This is a genomic window from Streptomyces sp. NPDC017202 (assembly GCF_044331705.1).
Classification (GTDB): domain Bacteria; phylum Actinomycetota; class Actinomycetes; order Streptomycetales; family Streptomycetaceae; genus Streptomyces.
On record NZ_JBIRNP010000002.1, the window covers coordinates 101,734 to 122,763 of the forward strand.

At 74.6% G+C, this 21,030-nt stretch carries 15 protein-coding genes, 2 tRNA genes and 2 pseudogenes; 6 read left to right on the forward strand and 13 right to left on the reverse strand.

Annotated features, from left to right (window positions below; all coding sequences use genetic code 11):
* Together ACH4N1_RS04685 and ACH4N1_RS04690 are read left to right on the forward strand one after the other, a co-directional pair.
* Positions 1 to 85 (forward strand): annotated as a pseudogene (locus ACH4N1_RS04685) (PPOX class F420-dependent oxidoreductase); the annotation flags it as partial.
* An 87-nt stretch (positions 86 to 172) separates the two neighbouring features.
* A pseudogene (locus ACH4N1_RS04690) lies at positions 173 to 280 on the forward strand (PPOX class F420-dependent oxidoreductase); the annotation flags it as partial.
* A 72-nt stretch (positions 281 to 352) separates the two neighbouring features.
* Here ACH4N1_RS04690 and ACH4N1_RS04695 read toward each other — a convergent pair.
* The 9 genes from ACH4N1_RS04695 to ACH4N1_RS04735 all read right to left on the reverse strand — a co-directional run bounded on the left by ACH4N1_RS04695 (position 353) and on the right by ACH4N1_RS04735 (position 11,262).
* The gene (locus ACH4N1_RS04695) at positions 353 to 1,111 is read right to left on the reverse strand and encodes a TetR/AcrR family transcriptional regulator (protein ID WP_398094513.1); all 759 of its coding nucleotides are present in this window, start codon (positions 1,109 to 1,111) and stop codon (positions 353 to 355) included.
* 215 nt (positions 1,112 to 1,326) lie between these two features.
* Positions 1,327 to 3,543, reverse strand: a complete 2,217-nt coding sequence (locus ACH4N1_RS04700) for a glycosyltransferase family 39 protein (protein WP_398094515.1) — start codon at positions 3,541 to 3,543, stop codon at positions 1,327 to 1,329.
* Entirely contained in the window at positions 3,540 to 5,090 is a 1,551-nt protein-coding gene (locus tag ACH4N1_RS04705; RefSeq protein ID WP_398094516.1) for a glycosyltransferase, read from the reverse strand. Before ACH4N1_RS04705 ends, ACH4N1_RS04700 begins: the two co-directional genes overlap by 4 nt.
* A gap of 14 nt (positions 5,091 to 5,104) precedes the next feature.
* Entirely contained in the window at positions 5,105 to 6,706 is a 1,602-nt protein-coding gene (locus tag ACH4N1_RS04710; RefSeq protein ID WP_398094517.1) for an ATP-binding protein, read from the reverse strand.
* A complete protein-coding gene (locus ACH4N1_RS04715; RefSeq protein ID WP_398094518.1) occupies positions 6,703 to 7,443 on the reverse strand; it encodes a response regulator transcription factor in 741 nt (246 codons plus the stop codon). Before ACH4N1_RS04715 ends, ACH4N1_RS04710 begins: the two co-directional genes overlap by 4 nt.
* 186 nt (positions 7,444 to 7,629) lie before the next feature.
* Positions 7,630 to 8,664, reverse strand: a complete 1,035-nt coding sequence (locus ACH4N1_RS04720; protein ID WP_398095228.1) for an alpha/beta fold hydrolase — start codon at positions 8,662 to 8,664, stop codon at positions 7,630 to 7,632.
* Positions 8,665 to 8,946: 282 nt separating this feature from the next.
* Positions 8,947 to 9,825 (reverse strand): DUF2797 domain-containing protein, encoded by an 879-nt coding sequence (locus ACH4N1_RS04725; RefSeq protein WP_398094520.1) that lies wholly within the window; start codon positions 9,823 to 9,825, stop codon positions 8,947 to 8,949.
* Positions 9,826 to 9,955: 130 nt separating this feature from the next.
* On the reverse strand, positions 9,956 to 10,501 hold the full coding sequence (locus ACH4N1_RS04730; protein WP_398094521.1) for a YciI family protein: 546 nt from the start codon (positions 10,499 to 10,501) through the stop codon (positions 9,956 to 9,958).
* 110 nt (positions 10,502 to 10,611) lie between these two features.
* Positions 10,612 to 11,262, reverse strand: coding sequence for an FMN-dependent NADH-azoreductase (locus ACH4N1_RS04735; protein WP_398094522.1), 651 nt, complete (start codon positions 11,260 to 11,262; stop codon positions 10,612 to 10,614).
* Positions 11,263 to 11,380: 118 nt separating this feature from the next.
* On the opposite strand from ACH4N1_RS04735, the gene ACH4N1_RS04740 reads away from it, so the two are divergent.
* Entirely contained in the window at positions 11,381 to 11,740 is a 360-nt protein-coding gene (locus tag ACH4N1_RS04740) for a winged helix-turn-helix transcriptional regulator (RefSeq protein ID WP_398094523.1), read from the forward strand.
* 1,096 nt (positions 11,741 to 12,836) lie between these two features.
* Here ACH4N1_RS04740 and ACH4N1_RS04745 read toward each other — a convergent pair.
* The 3 genes from ACH4N1_RS04745 to ACH4N1_RS04755 form a co-directional block, all read right to left on the reverse strand.
* Positions 12,837 to 13,058 (reverse strand): hypothetical protein, encoded by a 222-nt coding sequence (locus ACH4N1_RS04745; protein WP_363090880.1) that lies wholly within the window; start codon positions 13,056 to 13,058, stop codon positions 12,837 to 12,839.
* Between the two features lie 123 nt (positions 13,059 to 13,181).
* Positions 13,182 to 13,254 (reverse strand) — tRNA-Arg (locus ACH4N1_RS04750).
* A gap of 208 nt (positions 13,255 to 13,462) precedes the next feature.
* A tRNA-Ser gene (locus ACH4N1_RS04755) sits at positions 13,463 to 13,553 on the reverse strand.
* A 156-nt stretch (positions 13,554 to 13,709) separates the two neighbouring features.
* On the opposite strand from ACH4N1_RS04755, the gene ACH4N1_RS04760 reads away from it, so the two are divergent.
* Complete coding sequence (locus ACH4N1_RS04760; RefSeq protein WP_398094524.1) at positions 13,710 to 14,219, forward strand: SSI family serine proteinase inhibitor; 510 nt, start codon at positions 13,710 to 13,712, stop codon at positions 14,217 to 14,219.
* 332 nt (positions 14,220 to 14,551) lie between these two features.
* Positions 14,552 to 18,970: a PAS domain-containing protein gene (locus ACH4N1_RS04765; protein ID WP_398094525.1), complete on the forward strand. Its 4,419-nt coding sequence runs from the start codon at positions 14,552 to 14,554 to the stop codon at positions 18,968 to 18,970.
* 16 nt (positions 18,971 to 18,986) lie between these two features.
* Here ACH4N1_RS04765 and ACH4N1_RS04770 read toward each other — a convergent pair whose 3' ends face one another.
* The gene (locus ACH4N1_RS04770; protein WP_398094527.1) at positions 18,987 to 19,580 is read right to left on the reverse strand and encodes a TetR family transcriptional regulator; all 594 of its coding nucleotides are present in this window, start codon (positions 19,578 to 19,580) and stop codon (positions 18,987 to 18,989) included.
* 130 nt (positions 19,581 to 19,710) lie between these two features.
* Between ACH4N1_RS04770 and ACH4N1_RS04775 the strand changes: the two genes are divergently transcribed.
* Positions 19,711 to 20,916: an MFS transporter gene (locus tag ACH4N1_RS04775; RefSeq protein ID WP_398094529.1), complete on the forward strand. Its 1,206-nt coding sequence runs from the start codon at positions 19,711 to 19,713 to the stop codon at positions 20,914 to 20,916.
* Positions 20,917 to 21,030 lie beyond the last annotated feature (114 nt).

The window sequence follows — 21,030 nt, forward strand, 5'->3', positions numbered from 1 at the left end:
CAAGTCGATCATCCGGGTCACACCCGAGCGCTGGGGCCCCGTCGCCACCGGCGGCTTCCCGGCACGACTCGCACCCCAGGACTGACCACCGGCACCCTCAGCCGGCGGACGGAGTCCGACGCAGCGTCCCGAAGCCTGCGCAGCAGCGCGAGCGACGCAAGAAGAAGGGGCCCGGGCGGCGATGGTGAAGCAGGGCAAGTCGATCATCCGGGTCACACCCGAGCGCTGGGGCCCCGTCGCCACCGGCGGCTTCCCGGCACGACTCGCACCCCAGGACTGACCACCGGCACCACCCCGGCCGGCGGACGGAGTCCGGTGCGGTCTCAGCCGGCGGGTGCAGTCCGGCGTGGTCTCAGCCGCGTTCCACCATCGCCTCGATGCCCGCAACCAGCAGGTCCAGGGCGAAGGTGAAGTCGCGGTCCAGCATCTCCGCGACCGTGTCGCCGCCGCGGGCCGCCATGAGGGTCCGGGACTCCTCGACGACCTCGGCGGTCCGCGGCGCCTCGGTCGCCTCGCTCAGGGAGTGCTGGAAGTACTCGTCCGGGGTCATGCCCGCGTCCGCGACCCGGCCGAAGAAGTGGCCCTCGATCGTGCCGTAGCCGTACACGAACTGGAAGACCGCCGCGATCGCGCTCGTGATGCGGTGCTCGGGCAGGCCCGTGCGGCGGACCACCCGCTGGACCGTGCGGGAGAAGACCAGGGAGTTCGGCCCGATGTTGAGGTACCGTCCGGCCAGCGGCGACAGCCACGGGTGTCGCACCAGCAGCGCCCGGTACGCCGACGCCAGTGCCCGCAACTGCTCGCGCCAGTCCTCGGCCGCCGCCTCCGGGTCGGGCAGTCCCAGTTCGCCGAAGGCCGCGTCCAGGGCGAGTTCCAGCAGGTCGTCCTTGGTGTCGACGTACCAGTAGACGGACATCGCCGTCACGTTCAGCTCGGCCGCCAGGCGGCGCATGGAGAACCGGTCCAGTCCCTCCGCGTCCAGCAGCCGTACCGTGACCCCGGTGATCCGGTCCCGGTCGAGCCCCGACGGCTGGCTCCCGCCCCGCCCCCGGCGCGCCTTGCCCTCCAGCCATACGCTGGTCCGCCCGGCCTGCTCGGCAGCCTTTGCCATGGCGCACCTTCCTGGGGGTTCTCCGGGTCACTCCTGATGACGATGCTAGGTGGCGGCCGGTCCTTCAAGGCCGCGGGCCCGCGGCGCGGCAGTACGGCGCGGCAGCGTCGCCCGCGGTCCGCCCGGCGGCAGGGCCCCGGCACGGCCCCGGCGCGCCACGCGGAAAGGGGCGGTGACCGCGGTCACCGCCCCTGCCCCGTGCCACCTGCCGGACCTCAGCCGGTCGCCTCCTGCGTCAGGTCGTAGAACGTGGCCGAACCGACCGTGACCTGCTTGAAGTTGGCCTCGATCCATTCGGTGATCTGTGCGGACGTGCCGTCGGCGCTGCCGCCCGTGCCGCCGCCGGATCCGCTGCTGATGAAGTAGTGGATCCTGCCGTCGGCGACGTACTGCTTGAACTGCGCCAGCGTCGGGGACGGGTCGGTGCCGTTGAAGCCGCCGATGGCCATCACCGGGTCGCCGGTGGCCAGCTGGTAGCTCGCGGCGTTCTGGGAGCCGATGGCCGCCGCGGCCCAGGTGTACGTGTCGGAGTCGGTGTCCAGCAGCTTCTTGGCCTCGTCGGTGACGGTGGCGCCGTTGATGAGGCCGCCCATGCCGCCTCCGCCGCCGCCCGCCGGGCCGCCGCCGTCGGTCTGGCCGCCGGGAGCGGTCTGGCCCTGCCCCTGGCCTTGACCCTGACCCTGGCCCTGGGTGCCGCCGTTGCCGTTCTGCTGACCGGGCGCACCGCCGCCGGGGAAGCCGCCGTTCTGCCGGCCCTGGCCCTGACCCTGGCCCTGCTGGCCGGGCGTGCCGCCGCCGAAGCCGCCAGCGCCGCCGGGACCGCCCCGGCCGCCGCCCATCATGGACGCGCCGGCCGGGCCCGCCGTCGGGATGGATCCGGTGTGCGCGGAGTTCACGGTGCTCAGCGTGTACGCCGTCGGTCCGGCCAGCGCCGCGGCCATGCTCACGGCCGCCGCCGCGAGGGCGAGCCGCCGGGTCAGCCGGCCGGCGAAGACCAGGCCGAGCGCGCCCGTCAGGCCGCCGACCAGCACCAGCCACTTCAGCCAGGGCAGATGATCCGGGGTGCGGTCGAGCAGGACGTACCCCCAGGCCGCGGCGGCCGCCGAGGCGGCGGCGAGGGTGAGCGACGCCCAGACCTCGGTCCGCCTCTCCCACAGGAGGCCGGCGCCCATGCCGATCACGGCGGCCAGGTAGGGGGCCAGCGCGATCGTGTAGTACTGGTGGAAGATGCCCGCCATGTAGCTGAAGACCACCGTGGTGATCAGCAGCGAGCCGCCCCAGACCAGGAACGCGCCCCGGGTCGCGGAGGTCCGCTTCCGCTTGCGCGTGGCCACCAGGCCCGCGACCAGCAGGATCAGCGCGGCGGGCAGCAGCCAGGAGATCTGGGCGCCGATCTCGGAGTTGAACATCCGGTCCCAGCCGGTCTCGCCCCACTGACCGGTGCCGCCACCGCCACCGCCGCCGACACTGCCGGTCTCGTCGCCGCTGAGGCGGCCGATCCCGTTGTAGCCGAAGGTCAGCTCCAGGAAGGAGTTGTTCTGCGAGCCGCCGATGTACGGGCGGGAGGAGGCGGGCCACAGTTCGACGATCGCGACCCACCAGCCGCCGGAGACGACCAGCGCGGCCGTCGCCAGGGCCAGCTGCGAGAAGCGCCTCCGCAGCGGGACCGGCGCGCAGACGGCGTACACGATCGCCAGCGGCGGCAGGATCAGGAAGGCCTGGAGGGTCTTGGCGAGGAACGCGAAGCCGATCGCGACACCGGCCCACACCAGCCACTTCGTGCGGCCGTCCTCCAGGGCGCGGACCACGAGGTAGCAGGCCGTGGCCATCAGCAGGGCCAGCATGGCGTCCGGGTTGTTGAACCGGAACATCAGCGCGGCGACCGGGGTGAGGGCGAGCACGGTGCCCGCGATCAGGCCCGAGGCGGGGCTGAAGCGGCGGCGCACGGAGGCGTACACGACGGCGACCGAGCCGACGCCCATCAGCACCTCGGGGACGAGGATCGCCCACGCGTTCAGGCCGAAGATCCGCACGGACAGCGCCATCGGCCACAGCGCGGCCGGCGGCTTGTCGACGGTGATGGCGTTGGCCGAGTCCAGCGAGCCGAAGAAGAACGCCTTCCAGCTCTGGCTGCCGGCCTGCACGGCCGCGGAGTAGAAGGAGTTCGCGTAGCCGGAGGCGCTCAGGTCGTAGAGGTAGAGGACGCAGGTGGCGAGCAGCAGGCCGAGGAGGGCCGGGCGCGCCCAGCGGGGGTCCTCGGGCCGGCCGCGCCACAGTCTGCGGGCGGGGGGCTGCTTCGGCTCTCCCGCGCCGGGGGCGGGGGCGTCGGGTTCCCGCGGCACCGCGGGAGGGGCGGTCTCGGGCGGGCCCCAGGCGGTGGGCGTGGCCGGGCCGTCGGTCGTCCGCGCCGTGTCGTCGAGGTGGGTGGTCATCGGGCGTCCCCCGGGTCGGTGTCGTGGGGGCGCACCGGCTGCAGCCGCATGGTGGCGTCCCTCCCCCACTCCCGGCTTCGCTCGAGCGGGGGCACCCCCACGGTGCCGTCCGGGGCTTCGCCGGTGCGGAACTGGTTCGTGCCGCTGTCGTGCGGCGGGGTGTGGGGGCGCTGCGCGTGGGGGTGCTGCGCGTGGGGGTGCTGCGCGTGGGGGTACGGCCGCTGCGGCAGCGGACCGGGCGCGGGGTGCGTCGGTGAGGCGGCGGTCCGCCCCGGGGGCTGGGACGGGACCGGGGGCTCGTCGTCGCCCCGCCGGTCCGGGAACACCCAGGCGCGGAAGAGGAGGAAGCGCAGCACGGTCGCCGCGAGGTTGGCGGCGACGAGGACGGCCAGTTCGGCGGCGTGCGCCGGGTCGGACGTCGCCGCGTCGAGCGCGACGAGCGAACCGCTGGTCAGCGCGAGGCCGATGCCGAAGACGACGAGTCCCTGCGCCTGGTGGCGGACGGCACCGGTCCGGCCGCGCACCCCGAAGGTGAGCCGGCGGTTGGCGGCGGTGTTGGCGACCGCGGAGACGAGCAGCGCGAGCGCGTTGGCCGTCTGGGAGCCGGAGAACTGCCGGAAACCGCTGTAGAGCAGCAGGTAGAAGAGGGTGGACAGGCCACCGACGACACAGAAGCCGACGAGCTGACGGGCCAGGCCCTTGGGTACGTCCATGATCTCGCGGTCGCGGGGATCGTCGCCGAACGGCCTGGTCAGCCGGTCCAGGGGAAGCGAACCGGTGGCCAGCGCCCGGCCCACGCGCCATACCCCTTTCAGGTCGTCGGTCGCCGTCTTCACGATGTGCACCGTGGAGTCCGGGTCGTCGACCCAGTCGACCGGCACCTCGTGGATACGGAGACCGGCTCGTTCGGCGAGCACCAGCATCTCAGTGTCGAAGAACCAGCCGGTGTCCTCCACCAGCGGGAGCAGGAGTTGCGCCACGTCGCGGCGGATCGCCTTGAAGCCGCACTGCGCGTCCGAGAACCGGGCCTGGAGCGAGCCGCGCAGGATCAGGTTGTACGAGCGGGAGATGAACTCCCGCTTGGCCCCGCGCACCACCCGCGAGCTGCGGGCCAGCCGGGAGCCGATCGCCAGGTCGGAGTGGCCCGAGATCAGCGGCGCCACCAGCGGCAGCAGCGCGTTGAGGTCGGTGGACAGGTCGACGTCCATGTAGGCGAGGATCGGGGCGTCCGAGGCCGCCCAGACGGTCCGCAGCGCCCGGCCGCGGCCCTTCTGCTCCAGGCGGACGGACCTCACCTCGGGGACCCGCGCCTCCAGCAGCCGCGCCACGTCGGGGGTGCTGTCCGTCGACGCGTTGTCCGCGACGGTGATGCGGAACGGGTAGGGGAACGTCCGCGTCAGATGGTCGTGCAGTCTGCGCACGCAGGGCTGGAGGTCCTTCTCCTCGTTGTAGACGGGGATCACTACGTCCAGGACAGGCGCACCGGCTGTGGCGGCCGGGAGGTGCTCCCGCGCCGGCAGGGTGCCGGGAGAAGAGTCGGTTCGCATGCCGACGACTCTCGTCAGGCGCCCTGTTGCACCCATGTGCCGGCCCTGTGCTGGCCCTGTGAGTCCCGTTGCCAGTCGGTTTCGGGCGCGGGCCGGGGCACGGCGGGGGCGAGGGCGGGCAGGTGCACGGTGAAGACGGTCCGCCCGGGCACGCTGTCGACGGTCACGGCGCCGCCGTGCGCGCCGGCGACGGCCTGCACGATGGCGAGGCCCAGGCCGGTGGAGCCGGTGGCGCGGGAGCGCGCGGAGTCGCCGCGGGCGAACCGTTCGAAGACGCGGGGGAGCAGGTCCGGCGGGATGCCCTGGCCGTTGTCCTGGACGTCCACGCACAGCCAGGGGCCGCGCCGCTGCACGCGCGCGGTGACGGTCGTGCCCGGCGGTGTGTGGGTGCGGGCGTTGGCGAGCAGGTTGACGAGGACCTGTTGCAGCCGCGCCGAGTCGGCGGACACCAGGGCCGGTTCCTCGGGGAGTTCGAGGCGCCACACGTGGTCGGGTCCGGCGGCGCGGGCGTCGCTGATGGTGTCGATGACGAGGGGGACGAGGTCGGTCTGCTCGAACTGGAGCGGGCGGCCCGCGTCGAGGCGGGCGAGCAGCAGCAGGTCCTCCACGAGGAAGGTCATCCGGCCGGCCTCGGACTCGATCCGGCCCAGCGCGTGCCGGGTGTCGGGCCCGACCTGCTCGCGTCCGCGGCGGGTCAGTTCGGCGTACCCCCTGATGGAGGCCAGGGGGGTCCTGAGTTCGTGGCTGGCGTCCGCGACGAACTGGCGGACCCGCATCTCGCTCTCCTGGCGGGCGTGCAGGGCGCCGTGGACGTGGTTCAGCATCCGGTTGAGCGCGGCGCCGACCTGGCCGACCTCGGTGTGCGGGTCGGTCTCGGACTCGGGGACCCGCTCGGAGAGGTTGACCTCGCCGGTGTGCAGGGGGAGTTCGGAGACCCGGGTGGCGGTGGCGGCGACCTTGCGCAGGGGGCGGGTGGCGAGTCCGACGAGCACGTAGCCGGCGATGACGGCGGCACCGAGACCGGCGGCGGTGACGCTGATCTCCACGAGGATCAGTGTGTTGATGGTGCTGTCGACGGCGTTGGTGGGCAGGGCGACGTAGTAGCCGGAGTCGTTGCCCTGCACGTACATCGCGAGGTAGTCGCCGAGGCCGGGGACGGTCACGGTGTGGGTGCCGGTCAGGGGCACGCCCTCGAGCGCGGCCCGCTGGGAGGCGCTCAGCTCGGTGGCCGTCATCTGCTGCCGGATGTCGTCGGACACCTGCTCGGCGACGACGGCCTTGGAGACCGCGCCGTCGGCGGCGACCTCCGCCGCCACGGTCCGCTCCTGCGTCGGACCGTTGGTGACGAAACCGTCGACGCGGTCCTCCACCAGGGTGTTCTTCTCGCCGTCCCGGCCGAACGGCGGTCCCGACAGCCGCTTGCCGGCCTCGACGACCTGGTCGCCCAGCTGCTCGTACAGATGTGACCGCAGGGCCAGTGTCGTCACCGTGCCGATCACCGCGCAGACCACAGCGATCAGCACCACCGACGCCACGACGAGCCGGGTCCGCAGGGTGCGGGGTTTGCGGGGCTTGCCTGCTCGCCTCTGCGCACGCGGCCGTCGTCGCCCGCTCATGACGCCGCGGGCTTGATCAGGTAACCGGCGCCGCGCCGCGTGTGGATCATCGGCTCGCGCCCCGCGTCGATCTTGCGCCGCAGGTACGAGATGTACAGCTCGACCACGTTGGCCTGGCCGCCGAAGTCGTACGACCACACGCGGTCCAGTATCTGGGCCTTGCTGAGCACCCGCCGCGGGTTGCGCATCAGGAAGCGCAGCAGCTCGAACTCGGTGGCGGTGAGGTGGATGTTGTCGCCGCCCCGCGAGACCTCGTGGCTGTCCTCGTCCAGGGTGAGGTCGCCGACGACGAGCACCGACTCGGAGCGGCGGTCGGCGGCGCCGGAGCGGCGGATGAGTCCGCGCAGCCGGGCCACGACCTCCTCCAGGGAGAACGGCTTGGTGACGTAGTCGTCGCCGCCGGCGGTGAGGCCGGCGATCCGGTCCTCCACGGCGTCCTTGGCGGTGAGGAACAGGACGGGGACGTCCGGGTGTTCGCGGCGCAGCCGGCCGAGGACGGTCAGCCCGTCCATGTCGGGCAGCATCATGTCCAGGACGACGGCGTCGGGCCGGAACTCGCGGGCGGTCTGGATGGCGCCCGTGCCGTCACCGGCGCTGCGGATCTGCCATCCCTCGTAGCGCAGGGCCATGGACAGCAGTTCGGTGATCGACAACTCGTCGTCCACCACAAGCACTCGGACGGGGCTCCCGTCCGGCCTCAGCAGTTCGGTGCGCCCCTGGGGCGAGGTCGTGGTCATGCAGGACACCATGTCGGGGTCCTCTGAGAACACGCTTTCCGCTGTCTGTGATTTCCCTGAGAAACGCACAGGAAGCTCTCAGGAAAGCGCGGTGCGGGCGCGGGCCCGAGGCCCGTCCGTCCGTGTTCGCCCCGGTCGCGCGGCCGGGGCGGTCCGGTGGAGCGTCTGCCTCCGTGCGGCGGCCCCTTACGGGTTCCTGTGCGTTGCCGGGAGTTCCCTGAGGGAGCCCGCCCGGTCCGGTGGCCGCCCGGGGCTCAGTCCGGGAGGGCGGCGAGCCACTCGACGAGGATGCGGTTGACCTCCTCGGGCCGCTCCTGCTGGATCCAGTGGCCGCAGCCGTCGAGCAGGTGGGAGGAGACCAGGCCGGGCAGGGTGGTGGCGTGGGCGTCGATCGCGTCGGCGAGCCAGGTGGTGGAGGCGTCCAGGCGACCGGCGACGAACAGGGACGGCTGGACGACGGGGGCGCCGTCGTGGTCGGCGAGGTCCTCCCAGTCCCGGTCCACGTTCCGGTAGCGGGCCAGCGCCCCGCTCAGCCCGGTCCGCTCGAACTCCGCCGCGCAGAGGTCGAGTTCCTCCTCGGTGAGCCAGCCGGGCAGCCGGCCGGCGGGGAAGCGGTCGCGCATCCGGCCACCGCGGGGCACGAAGTACGGGCTCGGCGCGTCGGGGGCGGGCATGGTGTCGGCGGACAGGGCCGCGTAGAACCCGGCGAGCCAGCCGCGTACGTCGGGCTCGATCTCGGCCTCGGCCCGGCCGGGCTCCTGGAAGTAGGAGACGTAGAACTCCTCCTGCGCGCCCGCCATCCGCGCGAAGACCTCGCCAGGGCGTGTAGGGGACGCCGAGCAGGCCGACCGCGCGGAAGACGTGCGGGCGGAGCAGTGCGGAGTGGGCGGCGACGGACGAGCCCCAGTCGTGGCCGACGACCACCGCGTGCTCCTCGCCGAGGGCGCGCACCACGGCGGCGTTGTCCTCGACCAGTTCCCGCATGCGGTACGCCTCCGGGGCGGCGGCCCGGGAGGAGCGGCCGTACCCCCTGACGTCGAGGGCGACCGCGCGGTGTCCGGCGGCCGCGAGGGCGGGCAACTGGTGGCGCCAGGAGTACCAGGACTCGGGGAATCCGTGCACGAGGAGCACCAGCGGGCCGGTGCCCTGCTCCACGAGATGGATCCGGCCCGCGGGGGAGGGAACGGTCCGGTGGGTGAGGTCCAAGGTCTGCCGCGACATGAGAGCTCCAGAAGTCCGGGCCCGGAAGGTGCCGGGCCGCCCGGCCACGGGCGGCCCCCGTCCGGTGGAACCCCGCCCGGGCGGAGCTCCGTCACCGGCATCCTGCGGGGGCGGTCCGGAACGGGGCGAGGGGACTTGCCGGTTCGGCAAAACGGGGGAGGGCGGGGCGGGGGGGGAGCGGGTCGCGGGGCGGCGGGGGCGCGGCGGCCGGGCGGGCCGGATCGCGGGCAGTCGCGGGGCTGTCGCGGGCCCGCGGCGGATCCGCCGCGGGCGGCTCAGCCCTCAGAACAGCTCGTCCTGGAGATGCCCCGTCGCCTTTCTGAACTCCCGCACCGGCACGTTCACTTCGTCCGTCCCCCCGGCCGGGACGAGCTCCCAGCCCCGCATCAGCCGGGTGTCCAGCACGACGACTCCCGCCGCCGTCGCCAGGTGCAGATCCGGGCCGGCGGCGGCGACCAGCTCTCCGCTCACCGCGCCCCCGGCGGTCAGCTCGCTCACCGCGCCGACGGCCGCCGGCGCCTCCGCGAGGCCGAAGACCCCCATGTGGTCGACGGCCCGGAAGGGCTCCCGCGCCAACGACTCGGGCCAGCCGCCGAGTCCGACCGCCCTGGCGTGCAGTTCACGGATCTCCAGCGCCCGTTCCCCCTCGTGCCGCGGCAACTCGGCCCGTACGGCCCGCTTCTCGGCGTACGGGACCCGGTCCGGGACACGCAGCGCGGCCCGCAGCAGTTCCTCCGTGCGCCGGGCGGCCATCAGGGGGCCGGTGCCGAGCCAGCTGAAGGAGACGGCGCCCTGCTCCAGCAGCCGCGCCGGCCCCCGCCCGGCCGCGGTGATCCCCACCTTGACCAGGCCGGGCCCGAACCAGGCCAGGTACACGCGGTACGGCCGCGGGTCGTCGGCCACACCGTCCGCGGCGACGGAGTGCGCCCGGTCCAGCCGCCCGCACTCCTCGCAGCGCGCCCCCGTGCTGCGGGCCGGCACGGCCGCCCGCACCGGGCAGGCGTGTCCCCGAGCCCCCGTACACGCCCGCACACTCCCTTCCACGACCCCGAAGGCGACCCGCTTCCCCCAGGACAGCGGGCTGCGACGCCCCCCGTCCCACAGCAGCTCGGGGCCGGCCCCCGACCAGCGCAGCCCCGCGCACTTCCATGCCTGTGCCATCACCCACCACGGTAGGCGCCACCACTGACGACGCCCCTGCGGCCACCCGCCGGGGAGACCGCGGGGCAGCGTGCCGGCGGCCACGGCCGGACCGGTTCCACCGACCCGGCCGCCGGGGCCCGGGGCGGGGTCAGGGCTGCCGCCCCCCGAACTCCCACTCATGGACCTCGATGTCGGCGTACCGGTCCGGGGTCAGCACGGCCCGTGCCGCGTCCGGGTCCGGGGCGCGGAGCAGCACCGCCGTCCCGAGCCAGGCGCCGCCGTCGTCGGACAGCAGCGGCCCGTACGCGATCAGCTCGTCGCGGTCGTCCGGTACGTCGAGATCGGCGGCCTCCCCCGCACCGAGCCCGAGGACCAGGTACCGCTCGCCCCCGTCCCGGCCGCCGGGGAAGTCCCACATCGTGCGCCCCAGCAGGTTGCGCCACCGCCGCAGCAGCACGTCCCGGTAGGCCCCGGCCTGGTAGCCCGGCTCGTCGAACGCGAACGCCCGCGCGGCGGCCGGGTCCGGCAGGTCGACGATGTGCACGCTGCCGCTGAGCACGCCCTCGTCGAAGGTCGGCCCCCGCGCGATCAGCTCGGCCTCGTACCGGTCCATGTAGGACCAGTGCTCCTCCACCAACTCGGTGCGCAGGGCGAGAGAGCCGGGCCGGTCACGGTGATGACAGAAGAACTCCATGCGCCCAGTCTCGACGACTCCCCCGCGGGCCGGGGCCGAACAGCCGAGCCATCCCGGCCGAGCCACCCCGGCCGAGTCGCCGTCCTGCGGTCGGATCCGGACGAGAGGCCTCAGGCGGCGACGCGGGCGGCGAGCTGCTTGGCCTTCTCGGCGGCGTCGGCCAGCGCCTGCTCGCGGGAGGCCTCCGCGAGGGGGACCAGGTCCGCCATCGCGGGGTTGGCGGCGGCCATGGTCAGCTCGGGCACGATGAAGTCGACCTCGGCGCCGACCATGTCGGCCAGGACGGCCCGGAGGTAGTTCTGCACGTACTCGTAGCCCTCGCGCGGGGTGCCCGGCGCGTAGGAGCCGCCCCGGCTGGCGACGACGACGATCGGGAGGCCCTTGAGGGTCGAGTCGGGTCCGGCCGTGCGGCCCATCAGGAGGACCTGGTCCATCCATGCCTTGAGGGTCGAGGGGATGGTGAAGTTGTACATCGGGGCGCCGATCAGCACGGCGTCCGCCGCCTCCAGTTCCTCCACCAGCTTCAGCCGCTCGGCGAACGCCGCGGCCTGCTCCGGGGTGTGGGCGGCCGGGTCGGCGAAGCCGGCCGAGGCGGTGAGGGCGTCCAGGTGCGGGACGGGCTCCGCGGAGAGGTCGCGGTAGTTCACGGTGCCCTGCGGGTGCTGCTCCTCCCACGCCTTGCGGAAGGCCTCCGTCACGGCGCGCGACGCGGAGGCGGAGGCGGGGAACAGCGACGAGTCCAGGTGCAGCAACGTGGCCATGGGGCACTCCAAGGTCGGGATACGTTTCCGTACGCAGCTATCAATAGCTACGTGACAACTAATAACACAGCTACTTACTTTTTTTCATCCCCGAACGGCAAGGCGGTACCCTGGGGGCATGGCGGACACGAGGACGGATCACGAGCCGGGGGCGTGCAGCCGGGTCGGCGACGGCATCACCAGCGTCTTCGGGCTGCTCGGCAAGCGCTGGACGGGCATGATCGTGGCCGCGCTGATGCAGGGCCCGGTCTACTTCGCCGCACTGCGCCGCGGCATCCCCGGCATCAGCGAACGCATGCTGTCCGACCGTCTGACCGAGCTGAGCGCCGCCGGTCTCGTGGTGCGCGAGGTCGACGAGGGCCCGCCGCTCCGCGTCTCGTACCGTCTGACCGACGCCGGGGCCGCCTTGGACCCCGCCCTCCAGGAACTGGGCCGCTGGGCGGAGAAATACCTGCTCAAGACCGACGGCGCCTGCTGAGGCAACCGCCGGAACCCGGCGTGCCGGTACGGCGCCCCGGGGACGCCGAACCCGTACCGGAGGAGCACGGCCGCCCCGAGCGGGCTCCGCACGGCTCCGCCGGCCGTGACCGCGCCGGTCTGCACGGGGCCGCATCGGACGGCGCTTCTGTCGTACCGTCAGCCGGCCGGGACCGCGTCCCTCCGGACACCCGGAGAGCCGTGACGCGGCCGACGAACGCGGAGCAGGACCAGGCGCGGAGCCGAAGCGGGGGCAGACCAGGCGCGGGGGCGGAGCCGTGGCGGAGGCGAACCGGGCGCGGAGCCGAACCGAGGGCGGAGCCGAACCGAGGGCGGAGCCAAGCCGAAGGCAAAGCCGGAGCGGGCGCAGGTCCACCAGCCCGCCGGAGTGATCACGGCGCGACCGGCGGTCGGCGCGGAGGGGGAGAGGGGGTTTCCGATGCTGTGGGCCGGGGGCTTTCGCGCGGTCCGCGCCCCGATCGGACAGAGGTCGCGCGGGTGGTCACCGGCCGGACGAGGGACCCGCGGGCCGACCGGGCGACGACGGCCCGCGCACCGGCGGGACGCGTGGCGTTCCGGACGTCACCGCCGGACGGCACCGCCGGCCGTGGTTGATCCCCACCGGGCCCGGCGACGGCCAGCGGACACGGCACACCGTCGCGCCGCGTGGCGGGAGGTCGTCCGGCCGACCACGCGCGCGACGGCGGGACGCGTCCCGCCCGCCCGGCGCACGCCCTGAACACGAGCCGCGCCATGGCTCCGACCGTCCTCGTCGAAGACCCGCACGGCTCGTGAGGCCGGGGCTGGGGCCGGACAGCCCCGGGTGGGAGCTAGCCGGACCTGCGCCGAGCCGAACGGCGCTCGGGGACGAACTCCGGCACGTCCTCGAGCGGGAAGTGGTCGTTCTCCGCGGACTCCACGAAGTCTCCGAAGTCCGGTGCCTGGAAGGGGTTCGCCGCCGGGGGCGGCGAGGTCGCGAGGGAACTGCGCGGCGCCCCTTCCGGAGCGGAGAACAGCGAGGTCGAGTCGATGAGAGGACTCCCATTCGTTACAGGGCTGTGAGGAAGCCGGCGTGCCGTGAGAGGGCACCGCGGGTCCTACAGCTTGGTCAGCTTGGGGTACGGACTGAGGATCCGCTGTTGCGCCGAGCCGAAATCGACGAGGACCGCGATCCCCTCCTCGATGCCGATCACCCGGCCGAGGCCGTACACGTCGTGCGTGACCTGGTCACCCACGGCGAACTGCTTGGGCGGCGGCGCGACCGGAGCCTTGAAGGGGCTGGTGGGCAGATGGCGCTTCGATGCAGCAGGCTTTGTCATTGCCCCCAGTATGCGCCCGACCGCGGCCGCCCGGCAGCGCTCGAACACCTCTTCCGTCTCCCGGAGGGCTTCGATCGGTCCAACGCGAGAGGCCCCGGATCTCTCCGGGGCCTCTCGTCGGTGTGCACTCGGCAGGATTCGAACCTGCAACCTTCTGATCCGTAGTCAGATGCTCTATCCGTTAAGCTACGAGTGCTTGTTCTTCTTCTGTTCTCCGTCTCCGCTCCCGGCCCTTGCGGCCCGCTCGCGGCGACAGGAAGAACATTACATGACTGCCGCCGCCATGTGAAATCCGATTCCCCCACCCCTTGTGACCTGCGAGAAGACCCGATCCGGGGGGTGCGGAACAGGGGGCCGGGAACGACGAAGCCCCGGTCGCGGAGGACCGGGGCTTCGAAGTCGAGCGGAGGCGGAGGGATTTGAACCCTCGATGGGCTTTGAGGCCCAAACCGCATTAGCAGTGCGGCGCCATAGACCGGACTAGGCGACGCCTCCACACAACCGCTCGCGTGACCGCGAGTGGCGCGTGCAGATGATGACACAGTCGAGCGTCGTGTCACCAATCGGCGTCCACGGTACTAGGCGGGCGGCCCGCAGGGCAAAGGCATTCGCCGGGCGGAACGTCGCCGGGGGCGGGGCGTTAAACAGGTCATGGTCCAGGTCACACCGCTGCGGCGGATCGTTCTCACCCTCTCCGCCTCCGCCGTCGCCGTCGCCGGCTCCCTCGGCGCGGGTTCCGTCACCGCCCACGCCGGATCCGGCCCGGCCCGGCCGCCCCTCGCGCCGCCACCCGTCCGCGACGAGGACCGGCCCGCCTCCGGCGATCACCTCACCGTGACCGTCCGGGGCGCGGACGGGGGCGCCGACGGGACCTTCACGGTGCGGTGCCGTCCGGACCGGGGGACGCACCCGGACGTGTCGGGTGCCTGCGCGGCCGTGGACCGCAACACCCGGTGGGGGAGGGATCCCTTCGCGCCCGTGCCGGAGGGCAGCGTGTGCACCATGCGGTACGGCGGTCCGGCCACCGCCCACGTCACCGGCCGGTGGGCCGGGCGCCCCGTCGACACGACGTTCGAGCGCGGCAACGGATGTCAGATCGAGCGCTGGGACCGGTTCGTGCCGTTGCTGCCCGAGGCGGGGCGGACCGCGGCCCGCCCCTGACGAGGAGGGCCGGGGGGGGCGGTCGACCGGGTTCCGTTCCGCCTCCGTCCGGGAAGGCCCGCCGGAGCCCGTGGCCAGGCGCCCCCGACCCCACGGAAGCCGCACAGGTTTCCCGTGGCGGGAGCACCCGTCGCGTAAATGTCACGCGAAGGTCCCGCGAAGGCGGGGCGGGCGGTCGTACGTTCTGAGGCACTTCGTCGTGCGAGCTGCCTCTCATCCGGCGCCGCGAGCACGGCCCCAACCCTTAGACTCGCTCGCGTGACACGCTGCGGGAGGGTTGGCAATATGGCCCGGGCGGTCGGCAAGGTGCGGTAACAGGGAGGAAGCGACTCGTGAGCAGCAGGCCATCCCGAGGCGCTGCTCGCCTCGCAGCCATACTCGACGCACTGCCCGACGCGTTGGTCCTGGTCAACGCCAACGGGACCGTCGTCAACGCGAACACCATCGCGCTGGAGGCGTTCGAGACGCCGGGCACCGCCCTCGTGGGGCGGGGACTGCTCGATCTCCTGCCGGAGTTCGACTCCAAGCTCATCCCCGGCTCGATGCGGCGCCCTGACCACATGGACCCGCGCGGCCGGACCAAGCCCACGCGGATGACCGCCCGGCGCACCGACGGCACCGAGTTCCCCGTCGAGGTCACCAGCGCCAACCTCGAGAACGGCCAGCAGGCCTACGACAGCTACGGCTACGCCAACGACGAGCTGCTGATGCTCGTGGTGCGCGACCTGTCGGGCACCGTCGACACCGAGGCCGAGCTGGCCCGGTCGCAGCGGCAGACCGAGATGATCCTGCGGGCCGCGTCCGAGGGCGTCGTCGGCACCGACACCGACGGGCGGATCGTGCTGGTCAACCCGGCCGCCGCCCAGACCCTGGGTTACCGGGCGAGCGACCTCGGCGGCAAGGAGCTGCACACGCTCGTGCTGCACTCCCGCGCCGACGGCTCCCCCTTCCCCTACGACGAGTCGCCGCTCGCCGACACCCTGCGCTCCGGGCGCAAGCACCGGGTGCGCGGGCAGGTGCTGTGGGCCAAGAGCGGGGACAAGGTCTCGGTCGACCTGACGACCGCGCCCGTCCGCGACGGCGACCAGCTCGTCGGCGCCGTGATGACCTTCACCGACCGGCGGCCGTACGACTCCCTCGCCGAGGAGAAGGACGCCGTCGAGAAGCGGCACCGGGACGAGCTGGAGCGGCTCTCCGAGGAGCACGCCTCCGATCTCACCGCGCTGCGCCAGCAGCACGTCACCGAGGTGGAGGAGCTGCACGAGCGCCACCAGGAGGAGCTCGCGGCCGGTGAGGAGCGCTACGCCGCGCTCGGCGAGCGGGAGAAGGACCGGTACGAGGCCCTCGCCGCCCGCTACGACCAGCTGCTGACCCTGCTCGGACGGTCGCTGCGCGGCCCCCTGGACGAACTGCGCCGCGAACTGTCGGCGCTCGCCGCCGACGACGCCGGGCAGCTGTGGCCCGAGGCCAACCAGGTCCTGCACCACCTGTCGGCCGGGTACGCCCGCATCACCACCCTCATCGACAACGTCCTCGGCTACCAGCGCCTGGACACCGGCGGCGAGGCCATCACCCGGACGAAGGTGATGCTCGACGCCGTCGTCGCCGCCGGTGTCGACGGGGCCGTCGAGCTGGTCGGGCCCGGCCGGGTCCAGTTCGCCGTGCACGCGCCGCCCATCGAGGCCGAGGTCGACGCGCGGCTCCTCGCGACCGCGCTCGCCCACCTGGTCGCCGATGTCGCGGGCGTCGACGCCACCGGCAACGCGCCCGTCTCGGCGGGCGGTTACATGGACAACACGGTCGTCGTGGCCGCCGCCCAGCGCGGCGAGGTGGTCCGCATCGAGGTGCGCGGCCCGTACGCGGGCGGCGACCCGGTGCACGAGCCGATCGTGCGCGGGATCGTGCGGGCGCACGGCGGCGTGCTCCAGACGCACGAGGTGCCGGGAATGAGTGGCAGCGCGTACGTCCTCGAGGTCCCGCTGGGCGGCGGGGCGGGCGCCGTCGCCGCTCCCGCCGTCGGCTCCGCCGTCGCGCTGTCGGCCGGTTCGCCGGGCGGGGCCGCGGAGACGGCCGACGGTGTCGCCGCGGCTGACCCGGCCGACGGGCAGACCGCCGTCGCGGGGCGGCGACGGGCCCGGCGGTCCTCCGTGGACGCCTTCCTGGAGAGCGAGGTCGCGGGCGCGGCGCCCGTCGGTGCCGAGGGTGAGCCCGCGGTGCCGACCGGCCGGCGCCGCCGGCGCGGCCCGGCCGCCGAGGAGGTCCCGGCCCCGGCCCCCGTCGAGGAGGCCGACGCCTCCGGCGGGACCGGCCGACGGCACGCGCGGTCCGCCGGAACCGGCGGGGACGCCGGGGTGAGCGAGGGCGCCGTCGTCACGGCCGCCGAGCACGCGGCGGGCACCGCCGCCTCGGGCACGGGACTCGGCGGCACCGTCCCGCCGCAGGGCGTGCCGGCGCCGGGCGGACGGCGGGCCCGGCACGACGGCGACGAACCGCAGGCGGCCCTGCCGCCCGCCCTGCCCGCGCTCGCGAGCGCCCCGGTGCCCGCGGAGGGCGCCGAACAGCCGACGGGCCGCCGCCGGCGCGCCCTGGCCGCCGCGAACGAACGCGCCGCCGCGCAGGAGGCGGGGCCCCGCACGGTGTTCGCCCTGCCGCCCGCGGAGGCGGACCGGTCGACCGGGGAGGCGGCCGGCGCGGAGGGGACGGACGGCGGCGCGGAGGCGCGGGAAGCGGGACAGGTTCCGGGGCAGCAGGGGCCGGTGCCGGTCGCTCTCGTTCCGGGGCAGGACGCCGTACCCGTTCCCGTTCCGCTGCCCGTTCCCGGGCAGGCCCAGGTGCCCGCTCAGGCCGCGTCCGACGACTCGCCGATCGACCACGGTCGGCACGACGCCGTCCCGCACGGCCGGGCCGACGACCACACCCCGCCGCAGCCGCACCCCACCACCGCGCCCACGGGCCGTCGGCGGCGGGCGGGCGGCCAGCCGGTGACGGAGGCGGGGACCGGGACCGAGGGCGTCGCGGCCGCCACCGTTCCGGCACAGGCGCCGGCTCCGCAGGCGCAGCCGCCCCGGGTTCAGGCACCGCAGCCGCAGGCGCAGCCGGCACAGGGTCCCGCGCCCGTGCAGGTCGCAGCGGAGCTGCCGCTTCCGGCTCAGCCGCTCCCCGGGCAGGCGGTGCCGGCACCCGCGCGGCCGCTGCCCGGTGGGCCGGCCGCCGGGCAGCCCGTCATCCCCGGCCAGGCGGGCCAGGCCGGTCCGGGCGCCGCGGCCCCCCAGGCCGTAGCGGCCGTGCCGGGGCAGGCGGGTGCCCCCGCGCAGGTCCCGCCCGTCGGGCCGCTCCCTGCCGAAGCGGCCGCCCCGACGCCGACCCCCGGTTCGGGCACCCCGCTGCCGCCCGAGGCGGCCGCGGCACCGCCGCGGGTGGCTCAGCCCCTGCCCGCCGAGGCCGCGCCGGTCCCGCCCGTCGACCCCAACTCCACCCAGGGCCGCGCGATCAGCGTGCGGACGCTGGGCCAGGGCGTGCCCTTCACCCGGCAGGCCGCGCAGGTGCAGCAGGCGCAGCAAGCACCGCAGGCCCAGCCGGTCCAGCGGTTGCAGCAGGCCGCGCAGCCCCCGCAGGCCGCCCAGCCCACGGCCCCCCACTCCGCCTCCGCCACCCCCGCCCCGCACCACCCGAACGGTTCCGGGCGGCGCCGCAAGCTGGGCACGCGGCCCGACCCGGCGGCGGGACAGGAGCAGACGGCCCGTCCGCACCCGACGGCCGGGCAGGCCGCCGTACCGCAGGCGCCGGCGGCTCCGGGCGCGCCCGTCGCGCACCCCTCCCTCGCGGGCCAGCCGCTTCCCGGGCAGCCGGCGGCCGGGCAGTCCCTGGCCGGTCAGTCGCGGCTCGCGCCCGGGACCGAGGGGGCGGGGCGGTCGTACGCCATAGGGGCGCCGGACAAGAACGCCGCCGAGGGGCCGGAGCCGCTGGACGGGCCGGGCGGGGCCGTCGAGGTGGCCGATCCGCCGCGGCCGCAGCCGATGGACGACGAGCTGCCGCCGGAGCCGCTGGACAACCCGCGCCGGCTGCTGGTGTGGCCGGCTCCGGACGTCGGTACGCAGCAGGCGCTCAGCGACCGCGGCTACCGGCCGGTCGTCGTGCACTCGCGCGAGGAGGTCGACGCCCAGATCGCCGCGTTCCCGGCCGCGCTGTTCGTCGATCCGCTGACCGGGCCGATCACCCGGACCGCGTTGCAGTCGCTGCGTCAGGCGGCGGTGGCGGCGGAGGTGCCGGTGCTGGTCACGGCCGGGCTCGGACAGGCGACGCGCGAGGCGGCGTACGGCGCCGATCCCGCCGTGCTGCTGAAGGCGCTCGCGCCGCGGGACAGTGAGCAGCATCCGCCGCGGGTGCTGCTGATCGAGGAGCACGCGGAGATCGCGCTGGCGCTGACCGCGACGCTGGAGCGGCGCGGGATGCAGGTCGCGCGGGCGGCCGGTGACGCGGACGCGGTCACGCTCGCCGGGCAGCTGCGGCCGAACCTGGTCGTGATGGACCTGATGCAGGTGCACCGGGGTCAGGCCGGGATCATCGACTGGCTGCGGGCGAACCGGCAGCTCAGCCGCACGCCGCTGGTCGTCTACACGGCCGCCGTCGACCAGGCGGACCTGCCCCGGCTGGCCTCCGGCGAGACCGTCCTCTTCCTCGCGGAACGCTCCACCAGCGAGGAGGTGCAGGTCCGGATCGTCGATCTGCTGGCGCGGATCGGCACCAACTGAGGGGCCGGGCCCTCCTTCACGGCCGGGCGACCAGCCTGCGGGCCGCTTCCTTCACGGAGGCGCGCAGGCGGTCGCGGTCGGATTCGTCCCCGCCGACCAGGATGCGGCGCATCTGGGGGACGACGGTGGCCCAGTTGGCGAGCGCGACCAGCAGGAAGAGCAGGTCGCGGGCGGGGATCGCGTCGTCGACGACCCCGCGGTCCTGGCCGTCCTGGAGGGCGGCGACCTTGCGGGCGTAGTGCTCCTGCCGTTCGGCCTCGTCGGGGAGTTCGGCGGTGCCGTACTCGATGCCCTCCCAGTACAGGAGCCGCAGGAGTTCGGGGTGGGCGGCGTGGTAGTCCATGAGCCGGTCCATCCAGCCCTCGACGTCGTCGGGGTCGACGGGGACGGCGGCGGCGAGGTCGACCATGCGGCGGCCGAGGACCTGAGTGAACAGCTCCGCCTTGTTGCCGAAGTAGGCGTAGATCAGCTGCTTGTTGGCCTTGGCCTCGGTGGCGATGCGGTCGATGCGGGCGCCCGCGATGCCGTACCGGGCGAATTCGGCCACCGCCGCTTCGAAGATCCGCGCCCTGGTGGCCTCGGGGTCGCGGGGGGTCCTGGTCGTTGCCATGGGGTCAGGGTAGCGCGCGGGTAACCAACTGGTTGGTTGACAGGGAATGGAGGCGCGGCCGAGACTGTTCCCCCCACTGTTCCAACCAACCGGTTGGTTATTGGAGTCGGCTCGAAGGAGCGCGTCCACCATGCCGTCCGCAGTCACCGTCAGGCAGCAGCACACCGAGTCCGCGGGGCGGACCCGGCTCGCCCACCGCCTGTTCCTCCCCCTCGTCGCCCTCTGCACCGCCGTTACCGCCGCCAACATCTACGTGGCCGCCCCGCTCCTCCCCCTCATCGCCCGCGACTTCGGCTCCGCGCCCTCGGCCGTGGCCTGGATCGCGTCGGTCGCCCAGTTCGGCTACGCCGCCGGCCTCCTCTTCTTCGCCCCGCTCGGCGACCGCGTGAACCGCCGCCCGCTCGTCGCGGCCCTCTCGCTGGTCACCACGGCGGCGCTGGTCGCCGGTGCCGCGGCGGCCGGCACGGCCGCGCTCGCCGCCGCCGTGTTCGTCGCCTCGGCCGCCACCGTCGTGCCGCAGCTCCTGGTGCCGCTGGTCGCCGAACGCGCCCCCGCCCACCACCGCGCCCGGCACGTCGCCGCCGTCATCGCCGGTCTGTTCACCGGCATCGTCGCCGCCCGCGTCCTCGGCGGACTCGCCGGACAGGCCTTCGGCTGGCGCGCGGTGTTCGTCGGCGCCGCCGGCCTCACCGCGGTCCTCGGCCTGCTCACCGCGGCCGCCCTGCCCGCCGAGCACCGTCGCCCCCGCGACGGCGGCCTGTTCGCCGGGCTGCGCGCCATGCCCGGCCTGGTGCGCCGGTCGCCCGACCTGTGGCGGGCGTGCGTGCGGCAGGCCGGCATGTACGGCGCCTGGAGCGCGCTGTGGACCTCGCTGGCGCTGCTGCTGACGGGCGGGGCGTACGGCCTCTCCACCGCGACCGCCGGCCTGTTCGGCCTCTTCGGCCTCGCCGCCAGCATCGTCGCCCCGCTGGCCGGCGGCCTGGTCGACCGCTTCGGCGCCGCGAAGGTGGTCCGCAACGCGTATCTGCTGGCCGCGGTGTCGGTGCCGCTGTTCTGGCTGGGCGGTCAGGTGATGGTCGCGCTGTTCGCCGCCGCGATCGTGATCCACACGGCCCTCGTCGCCTCCCACGTCGCCAACCAGACCCTCGCCCTCACCACCACCGACGCCCCCGCCACCGCCAACAGCGCCTACGTCGTCGCGGGCTTCGCCGGCGGAGCCACCGCCTCGGCCCTGGCAGGCCTCGCCTTCACCCACTTCGGCTGGACCGGCGTGGTCACGATCGCGGGACTGTGGCTGACGGCCGGATGGGGAACCACGCGGGGCAGGCGCGCGTAGGCCTGCGGCGGCACGGCGGTCCGGCGGGTCCGGGCAGGACGCCGTCGGCGGACGAGCCCCGTCGGCGGACGCGTCCCCCGGCCGGTGCCGGCCGGCACCGGCCGGCACCGGCCG

Bases quoted from the DNA above. Each gene is read 5' to 3' on its own strand.
- ACH4N1_RS04740 (WP_398094523.1), top strand. From the start codon at position 11,381: ATGGCGGACACGAGGACGGATCACGAGCCGGGGGCGTGCAGCCGGGTC.
- ACH4N1_RS04770 (WP_398094527.1), bottom strand. From the start codon at position 19,580: ATGGCAACGACCAGGACCCCCCGCGACCCCGAGGCCACCAGGGCGCGG.
- ACH4N1_RS04760 (WP_398094524.1), top strand. From the start codon at position 13,710: ATGGTCCAGGTCACACCGCTGCGGCGGATCGTTCTCACCCTCTCCGCC.
- ACH4N1_RS04725 (WP_398094520.1), bottom strand. From the start codon at position 9,825: ATGGCACAGGCATGGAAGTGCGCGGGGCTGCGCTGGTCGGGGGCCGGC.
- ACH4N1_RS04775 (WP_398094529.1), top strand. From the start codon at position 19,711: ATGCCGTCCGCAGTCACCGTCAGGCAGCAGCACACCGAGTCCGCGGGG.
- ACH4N1_RS04710 (WP_398094517.1), bottom strand. From the start codon at position 6,706: ATGAGCGGGCGACGACGGCCGCGTGCGCAGAGGCGAGCAGGCAAGCCC.
- ACH4N1_RS04700 (WP_398094515.1), bottom strand. From the start codon at position 3,543: ATGACCACCCACCTCGACGACACGGCGCGGACGACCGACGGCCCGGCC.
- ACH4N1_RS04705 (WP_398094516.1), bottom strand. From the start codon at position 5,090: ATGCGAACCGACTCTTCTCCCGGCACCCTGCCGGCGCGGGAGCACCTC.
- ACH4N1_RS04695 (WP_398094513.1), bottom strand. From the start codon at position 1,111: ATGGCAAAGGCTGCCGAGCAGGCCGGGCGGACCAGCGTATGGCTGGAG.
- ACH4N1_RS04745 (WP_363090880.1), bottom strand. From the start codon at position 13,058: ATGACAAAGCCTGCTGCATCGAAGCGCCATCTGCCCACCAGCCCCTTC.
- ACH4N1_RS04735 (WP_398094522.1), bottom strand. From the start codon at position 11,262: ATGGCCACGTTGCTGCACCTGGACTCGTCGCTGTTCCCCGCCTCCGCC.
- ACH4N1_RS04730 (WP_398094521.1), bottom strand. From the start codon at position 10,501: ATGGAGTTCTTCTGTCATCACCGTGACCGGCCCGGCTCTCTCGCCCTG.
- ACH4N1_RS04715 (WP_398094518.1), bottom strand. From the start codon at position 7,443: ATGACCACGACCTCGCCCCAGGGGCGCACCGAACTGCTGAGGCCGGAC.
- ACH4N1_RS04720 (WP_398095228.1), bottom strand. From the start codon at position 8,664: ATGTCGCGGCAGACCTTGGACCTCACCCACCGGACCGTTCCCTCCCCC.